We start from the raw sequence: 7128 nt of genomic DNA, 5'->3' as shown, positions 1-7128 counted from the left end.
ACTCGGCGTTCTGTGGCCTACTCCTCCGACGACGGAGGGGTGTCGAGCTCGTCGAGCTCGGAGATGTCGCCGATCGACACGCCCTCCAGCGGCGGGATGTCGGGCAGCGCCGCGACCTTCTGGCCCTGGAAGGTGAAGCTCGCCGACGGGCCCTCGCCCTCGACGCCCACGAGCACGATCTGGCCGGGGCCGACCTCGCCGTACAGCATCTTCTCGGCCAGCACGTCCTCGATCTCGCGCTGCACGGTCCGACGCAGCGGACGCGCGCCGAGCACCGGGTCGAACCCGCGCTGGGCGAGCAGCTCCTTCGCCTCGGTCGTGAGCTCGAGGGACATGTCGCGGTCCTTCAGGCGGACCTCGACGGCGGCGATCATGTTGTCGACCATCGAGATGATCTGCTCCTGCGACAGCGGCGGGAACACGATGATCTCGTCGACACGGTTGAGGAACTCCGGGCGGAAGTGCTGCTTGAGCTCGTCCGACACCTTCGACTTCATCCGCTCGTACGAGCCCGCCGCGTCGCCGGCCTGCTGGAACCCCAGGTGGACCGACTTCGCGATGTCACGCGTGCCGAGGTTGGTCGTCATGATGATGACGGTGTTCTTGAAGTCCACCACCCGACCCTGGGAGTCGGTCAGGCGACCTTCCTCCAGGATCTGCAGCAGGCTGTTGAAGATGTCCGGGTGGGCCTTCTCGACCTCGTCGAAGAGGACGACCGAGAACGGCTTGCGGCGCACCTTCTCCGTCAGCTGGCCACCCTCCTCGTATCCGACGTAGCCCGGAGGCGAGCCGAACAGCCGCGAGACGGTGTGCTTCTCGCCGAACTCGGACATGTCGAGCTGGATGAGCGCGTCCTCGTTGCCGAAGAGGAACTCGGCCAGCGTCTTCGACAGCCACGTCTTACCGACGCCGGACGGACCGGCGAAGATGAACGAGCCGCCGGGGCGCTTCGGGTCCTTCAGACCAGCACGCGTACGACGGATCGCGCGGCTGAGCGCCTTGACCGCCTCGTCCTGACCGATGACGCGCTTGTGCAGCTCGTCCTCCATCTTGAGCAGGCGGGTGGACTCCTCCTCGGAGAGCTTGACGATCGGGATGCCGGTCGCGACCGCCAGCACCTCGGCGATCAGCTCCTCGTCGACCTCGGCGACCTCGTCCATGTCGCCGGCACGCCATGCCTTCTCGCGCTCGGCCTTCTTGAGGATGAGCTGCTTCTCCTCGTCGCGCAGGCGCGCGGCGGCCTCGAAGTCCTGGCCGTCGATCGCGGCCTCCTTGCGAGCGCGGACGTCGGCGATCTTCTGGTCGTACTCCCGGAGGTCGGCGGGCGCCGTCATCCGACGGATGCGCAGCCGCGAGCCGGCCTCGTCGATCAGGTCGATGGCCTTGTCCGGCAGGAACCGGTCGGAGATGTAGCGGTCGGCCAGCGTCGCCGCCGAGACCAGCGCCTCGTCGGTGATGGTGACCCGGTGGTGTGCCTCGTAGCGGTCGCGGATGCCCTTGAGCATCTCGATCGTGTCGGCGATCGAGGGCTCGGGCACCTGGATCGGCTGGAAGCGGCGCTCCAGCGCGGCGTCCTTCTCGAGGTACTTGCGGTACTCGTCGAGGGTCGTCGCACCGATCGTCTGCAGCTCGCCGCGGGCCAGCATCGGCTTCAGGATGGAGGCGGCGTCGATCGCACCCTCGGCCGCGCCGGCGCCGACCAGGGTGTGGATCTCGTCGATGAAGAGGACGATGTCGCCGCGGGTGCGGATCTCCTTGAGCACCTTCTTCAGGCGCTCCTCGAAGTCTCCGCGGTAACGGCTGCCGGCCACGAGCGCGCCGAGGTCGAGCGTGTAGATCTGCTTGTCCTTCAGCGTCTCCGGCACGTTGCCCTTGACGATGTCCTGGGCCAGGCCCTCGACGATGGACGTCTTGCCGACGCCCGGCTCGCCGATGAGGACCGGGTTGTTCTTCGTACGACGCGACAGCACCTGCATGACGCGCTCGATCTGTTGAGCACGGCCGATGATCGGGTCGAGCTTGCCCTCACGGGCGTCCTGGGTCAGGTTGCGACCGAACTGGTCGAGCACGAGCGACGACGACGGCGCGTCACCCGACGCACCGGTCGAGGCCGCGGCCGACTGCGACGACTCCTTGCCCTGGAAGCCGGACAGCAGCTGGATCACCTGCTGGCGGACCCGGTTGAGGTCGGCGCCGAGCTTCTGCAGCACCTGTGCCGCGACGCCCTCGCCCTCACGGATCAGCCCGAGCAGGATGTGCTCGGTGCCGATGTAGGAGTGGCCCAGCTGCAGCGCCTCGCGCAGGGACAGCTCGAGCACCTTCTTGGCGCGCGGGGTGAACGGGATGTGGCCGGAGGGGGCCTGCTGGCCCTGACCGATGATCTCCTCGACCTGGGCGCGCACCGCCTCCAGGGAGATGTCGAGGCTCTCCAGCGCCTTGGCGGCGACGCCCTCACCCTCGTGGATGAGACCGAGCAGGATGTGCTCGGTGCCGATGTAGTTGTGGGAGAGCATGCGGGCCTCTTCCTGGGCCAGCACGACCACCCGACGGGCTCGGTCCGTGAACCGCTCGAACATCTGCATCGCTCCTCAAGCTTGCGGGGCAACCCTCACCCGGATCATCGGCGACCCGCGACATGGGTTTCGTGGAGAAATAACCCCGCAGACAGCCTACGCGTTCCAACCAGCGCAACTTTCCCCGTGCGCTGACAGCGAACACGCCCCGCAGCTCCGGCTGCGGGGCGTGCCTGGTGACCGGGGGTCAGTTGGCGGCTTCGTAGGCCGAACGGACCTCTGCGGGGATGCGACCGCGGTCGGGGACGTCGTGGCCGTTGGCGCGGGCCCACTCGCGGATCTCCTTGGCGCTCGTGCCACCGGCGTTGGCAGCCGGGCGCCTGCCTCGCCGACCGGGGCCGCCGGTGACCTTGCGGCCGTGACCGATGTAGAGCGCGAGCGCGTCGCGCAGCTTGCCGGCGTTGTCGGCATTGAGGTCGATCTCGTACGACGATCCGTCGAGCGCGAACGACACCGTCTCGGTCGCCTCCGAACCGTCGAGGTCGTCCTCGAGAACGATGTGAACCTTCTGCGCCATCTCGATTTCCTTTACCGCCAGGGATTAAAGCCGTCCCAACTATGGCACATGGCCAATGGCGCAGGAATCCGTTCGCAATCGATTCACGAATTGCGTCGGTAAATCATTTCCAGCCCTCGCAGCGTCAGCCACGGATCATGATCCGTGAAGCACCTGCATTCGTCGAACACCAGCCCCGCGAGATATCCGGTCGCAATGACACCGACGTCCGCGGTCGAAGCACCCAGCGCCTCGATCATCCGGTCGACGATGCCTTCGACCTGCGCGGCGACGCCGAACAGCATTCCGGACTGCAGCGCCTCCACGGTGTTCTTCGCTATCACCGAGCGAGGCCTGGCCAGCTCCACCTTGCGCAGCTGGGCGCCACGCCTGCCGAGCGCCTCCAGCGAGATCTCGATCCCGGGTGCGATCGATCCGCCGACGTACGCGCCCGCGGCATTGACGACATCGAAAGTCGTCGCGGTGCCGCCGAAGTCGACGACGATGCACGGACCGCCATATCGGGTGATGGCGGCGAGCGCATTGCAGATGCGGTCCGTGCCGACCTCTTTCGGATTGTCGAAGAGGATCGGCACACCCGTGCGCACCCCAGGCTCGACGACGACACTCGGCAGCTGAGCGAAATGGCGCGCGAGCATGTCGCGCCATTCGTGCAGCACCGCCGGCACCGTCGCGCAGACGGCGATTCCGTCGATCTCGTCGAGCCGGTCGGCGAGGAGACCCCGCAGCAGCACCGCCCAGTCGTCGGAGGTGTTGCGCTCGTCGGTCGCGACGCGCCAGTCGGCCACCACCTCGCCGTCGTCCAGGACGCCGAGGATGGTGTGGCTGTTGCCGATGTCGACCGCGAGCAGGGGCATGACGTCAGGCGAGGTCGAAGCCGATGTCGAAGACCTTCACCGAGTGGGTGAGGGCCCCGACGGAGATGAAGTCGACGCCGGTCTCGGCGACCTCGCGAGCGCGGTCGACGGTGAGTCCGCCCGAGGCCTCGAGCCTCGCCCGCCCGGCCGCCATCCCGACCGCCTCCCGCATCTGGTCCGTGGACATGTTGTCGAGCAGGATCCGGTCGCAGCCGGCGTCGAGCAGGTCCCGCAGCTCGTCCAGGCCCGTCACCTCGACCTCGACGGGAAGCGCCGGGTAGGCGGTGCGCACGGCCAGGTACGCCGGCACGACGCCACCGGCGGCGACCACGTGGTTGTCCTTGACCAGCGCCATGTCGGCCAGGGACGTGCGGTGGTTGACGCCGCCACCGCAGCGGACGGCGTACTTCTGGAGGTTGCGGTACGTCGGCAGCGTCTTGCGGGTGTCGAGGATCCGCGCTCGCGTGCCGGCCACGGCGTCCACCCAGGCGGCGGTCGCCGTCGCCACGCCGGAGAGGTGCGACGCGTAGTTGAGGGCCGTCCGCTCGGCGGTCAGCAGGCCCCGGGTCGGACCCGAGACGCGCATGACGACGTCACCGGGCTGGACACGGGTCCCGTCCGGCACCCGGTCGGTGATCTCCACGTCGTCGCCCATCACGTAGTGGAAGACGAGCGCAGCCACCCCGAGACCGGCCACGACCCCGGCCTCGCGGACCGCGAAGTCTCCCCGCGCGCGGGCGTCGATCGGGATGGTCGCGACCGAGGTGACGTCCTCGGGCGGCATCTCACCCGGCCGCGGCTCGGGCAGGTCCTCGTCAAGCGCGGTCTCGATCGCGTCGTACAGCTCTCCGACGTCGATCCCCGCCGCTGAGATCTCCGCGCGCAGCGCGGCGGGCAGCTTCTCGAGCTCGGTACGGACGATCATCGGGCGGCTCCTTCGTGCGTGTCCGTGTCGGTGGCAGGCGACGGCGTGAACGACACCGCCGTGGCGCCGTCGGTCATCTGCGCGTCGAAGTGACCTGCCCAGTGGGCGTCGTCGCGGTCCGGGAAGTCCTCGCGCCAGTGCGAGCCGCGGGTCTCCTCGCGGCGGAGCGCGGCTTCGGCCAGGGCGAGCGAGATCGTGAGCACGTTGGTCGTCTCCCACGCGGCCGGGTCGATCGCACCGGCGGACGTCGACGCGATCTTGCCGAGCAGCTCGACGGCCTCGGTGAGCCCGGTGGAGCTGCGCAGCACGCCGACGCGTGAGCTCATGGTCTCCTGCACCTCCTTGAGCGCCGTGCCGGGCACGACACCGGCAGCGCCGACGTGCCGCGCGGGCTCGCCGAGCGGGCGCAGCTCGCCGGGCAGCACGTCGGCGATGCGCCGGGAGAAGACCAGCCCCTCGAGCAGGGAGTTGGAGGCGAGCCGGTTGGCGCCGTGGACACCCGAGCACGCGACCTCGCCGGTCGCGTACAGCCCGGGCACCGACGAACGGCCCCACAGGTCGGTGTGCACGCCCCCGGACGCGTAGTGGCAGGCAGGCGCGACGGGGATCAGGTCGGTGACCGGGTCGACGCCGTGGGAGCGGCAGGAGGCGAGGATGTTCGGGAAGCGGCGCTGCCAGAACTCGCCACCGAGGTGCCGGGCGTCCAGCCACATGTTGGGGTGCCCGGTCTCGAGCATCCGCTTCATGATCGCCTTGGAGACGATGTCGCGCGGCGCCAGGTCGGCGAGCTCGTGGACGCCCTGCATGAAGCGCTCGCCGTCCCAGTCGACCAGGAACGCGCCCTCCCCGCGCACGGCCTCGGAGATGAGCGGCTGCTGGCCGCGCGAGTCGGGGCCGAGGTACATGACCGTCGGGTGGAACTGCACGAACTCGAGGTCGCGCAGCCGAGCCCCGGCACGCAGCGCGATGGCCATCCCGTCGGCGGTGCTCACCGACGGGTTCGTGGTCTGGGAGAAGACCTGGCCGAGGCCGCCGCTCGCGAGCACGACCGCCCGCGCCCGCACCAGGCCGACGCCGTCGTCGTCCCCGTCGCCCATCACGTGGATGGTCAGCCCGGCGATGCCGCCGTCGTCCGCAGTCACCAGGTCGACGACCATGGCGTGCTCGAAGACGAGGATCTCCGGCGCCCGCTTCACCGCCTCGATGAGCGCCCGCTGGATCTCTGCACCGGTCGCGTCGCCGTTCGCGTGGGCGATCCGGTCGCGGTGGTGACCCCCCTCGCGGGTGAGTGACAGGTTGCCCTCGGGGTCCTTGTCGAAGTTCGCGCCCCACTCGATGAGCTCGCGTACGGCGTCAGGGCCCTCGGTCACCAGGACGCGGACGGCGTCCAGGTCGCACGCACCGGCGCCCGCCACCAGCGTGTCGACCTCGTGCTGCTCCGGGGTGTCCTCCGGGCCGAGCGCGGCAGCGATGCCGCCCTGGGCCCATTGCGTCGAGCCCGCGGCGAGGACGTCCTTCGTCACGACGGCGATCCGCTCGACCTGGCCGCGCAGCCGCAGTGCGGCGGTCAGCCCGGCGATGCCGGAACCGACGACGATGACGTCGGCCCACTCCGTCCACCCGGGGTCACGGGAGGAGAGGAGGCCGGGGAGCGACTTCATGGAGGGAGGCTATCCCTCGGCGTACCCGGCCCTGACGGGTGGCGGGATGTGCCCGGATGCTGGCGCGATCTGCGCTGTCCGCGGGGGCGGTCCGACGCCAGCCTTCTGCCCATGGACGCCGTCACCTTCTTCGCCGCCCGGCTGCGCTGGCAGACCGACCCCTCCGACCTCGCCGCCGAGCGCGCCGGCGGACAGGGCCCCGTCGTCATCGACACCCGCGACGACGCGGCCTGGCGGCAGGGCCGGATCCCGGGCGCGGTGCACGTCCCCGGCTCCGTGCTCGCCGAGCGGATCGGCTCGGTGGTCCCCGATCGCGACGCCGAGGTGGTCGTCTACTGCTGGGGACCGGGCTGCAACGGGAGCACCAAGGCGGCCCTCCAGCTGGCCGAGCTGGGGTACACGCGGGTGCGTGAGCTGGTCGGCGGCTTCGAGTACTGGGCGCGCGAGGGCCTCGCGATCGAGACCGACGGCGGGCGCAAGCGCCGGCCGGTCGACGAGCTCACCGCCCCTGTCTGACGCCGCACTGCCGAGTCGGCGCAACCTCGCACGCGAGCGGGGCCGAGTCGGCGCAACCTCGCACGCGAGCTCTTGCGAG

General features: G+C 70.0%; 6 protein-coding genes. 1 reads left to right on the top strand and 5 read right to left on the bottom strand.

From position 1 onward, the window contains the following. Window positions 1-17 precede the first annotated feature (17 nt). The 5 genes from ABD205_RS06020 to ABD205_RS06000 all read right to left on the bottom strand — a co-directional run bounded on the left by ABD205_RS06020 (window position 18) and on the right by ABD205_RS06000 (window position 6533). Window positions 18-2576, bottom strand: a complete 2559-nt coding sequence (locus tag ABD205_RS06020; protein ID WP_344043411.1) for an ATP-dependent Clp protease ATP-binding subunit — start codon at window positions 2574-2576, stop codon at window positions 18-20. 184 nt (window positions 2577-2760) lie between these two features. After that, complete coding sequence (locus ABD205_RS06015) at window positions 2761-3090, bottom strand: histone-like nucleoid-structuring protein Lsr2 (RefSeq protein ID WP_344043409.1); 330 nt, start codon at window positions 3088-3090, stop codon at window positions 2761-2763. An 83-nt stretch (window positions 3091-3173) separates the two neighbouring features. Beyond that, the gene (locus ABD205_RS06010; protein WP_344043407.1) at window positions 3174-3947 is read right to left on the bottom strand and encodes a type III pantothenate kinase; all 774 of its coding nucleotides are present in this window, start codon (window positions 3945-3947) and stop codon (window positions 3174-3176) included. A 4-nt stretch (window positions 3948-3951) separates the two neighbouring features. Further along, the gene (nadC, locus tag ABD205_RS06005) at window positions 3952-4872 is read right to left on the bottom strand and encodes a carboxylating nicotinate-nucleotide diphosphorylase (RefSeq protein WP_344043405.1); all 921 of its coding nucleotides are present in this window, start codon (window positions 4870-4872) and stop codon (window positions 3952-3954) included. Beyond that, window positions 4869-6533 carry an L-aspartate oxidase gene (locus tag ABD205_RS06000; RefSeq protein ID WP_344043403.1) on the bottom strand — a complete coding sequence of 555 codons (1665 nt, stop codon included), beginning with the start codon at window positions 6531-6533 and terminating at the stop codon, window positions 4869-4871. Before ABD205_RS06000 ends, nadC begins: the two co-directional genes overlap by 4 nt. Before the next feature lie 111 nt (window positions 6534-6644). Here ABD205_RS06000 and ABD205_RS05995 point away from each other — a divergent pair, with 111 nt between their 5' ends. Further along, complete coding sequence (locus ABD205_RS05995; RefSeq protein ID WP_344043401.1) at window positions 6645-7049, top strand: rhodanese-like domain-containing protein; 405 nt, start codon at window positions 6645-6647, stop codon at window positions 7047-7049. Window positions 7050-7128 lie beyond the last annotated feature (79 nt).

Origin of the sequence: Nocardioides panacihumi, from assembly GCF_039530925.1 — a bacterium.
In the GTDB taxonomy this organism is placed as follows: domain Bacteria; phylum Actinomycetota; class Actinomycetes; order Propionibacteriales; family Nocardioidaceae; genus Nocardioides; species Nocardioides panacihumi.
Note: the sequence above shows the minus strand (reverse complement) of the source record. Positions and strands in the feature narration are given on the sequence as shown.

What these genes read in the sequence shown, in the direction of transcription:
- ABD205_RS06020 (WP_344043411.1), bottom strand. Translation starts at nt 2,576, where the DNA reads ATGTTCGAGCGGTTCACGGACCGAGCCCGTCGGGTGGTCGTGCTGGCC.
- ABD205_RS06015 (WP_344043409.1), bottom strand. Translation starts at nt 3,090, where the DNA reads ATGGCGCAGAAGGTTCACATCGTTCTCGAGGACGACCTCGACGGTTCG.
- ABD205_RS06010 (WP_344043407.1), bottom strand. Translation starts at nt 3,947, where the DNA reads ATGCCCCTGCTCGCGGTCGACATCGGCAACAGCCACACCATCCTCGGC.
- nadC (WP_344043405.1), bottom strand. Translation starts at nt 4,872, where the DNA reads ATGATCGTCCGTACCGAGCTCGAGAAGCTGCCCGCCGCGCTGCGCGCG.
- ABD205_RS06000 (WP_344043403.1), bottom strand. Translation starts at nt 6,533, where the DNA reads ATGAAGTCGCTCCCCGGCCTCCTCTCCTCCCGTGACCCCGGGTGGACG.
- ABD205_RS05995 (WP_344043401.1), top strand. Translation starts at nt 6,645, where the DNA reads ATGGACGCCGTCACCTTCTTCGCCGCCCGGCTGCGCTGGCAGACCGAC.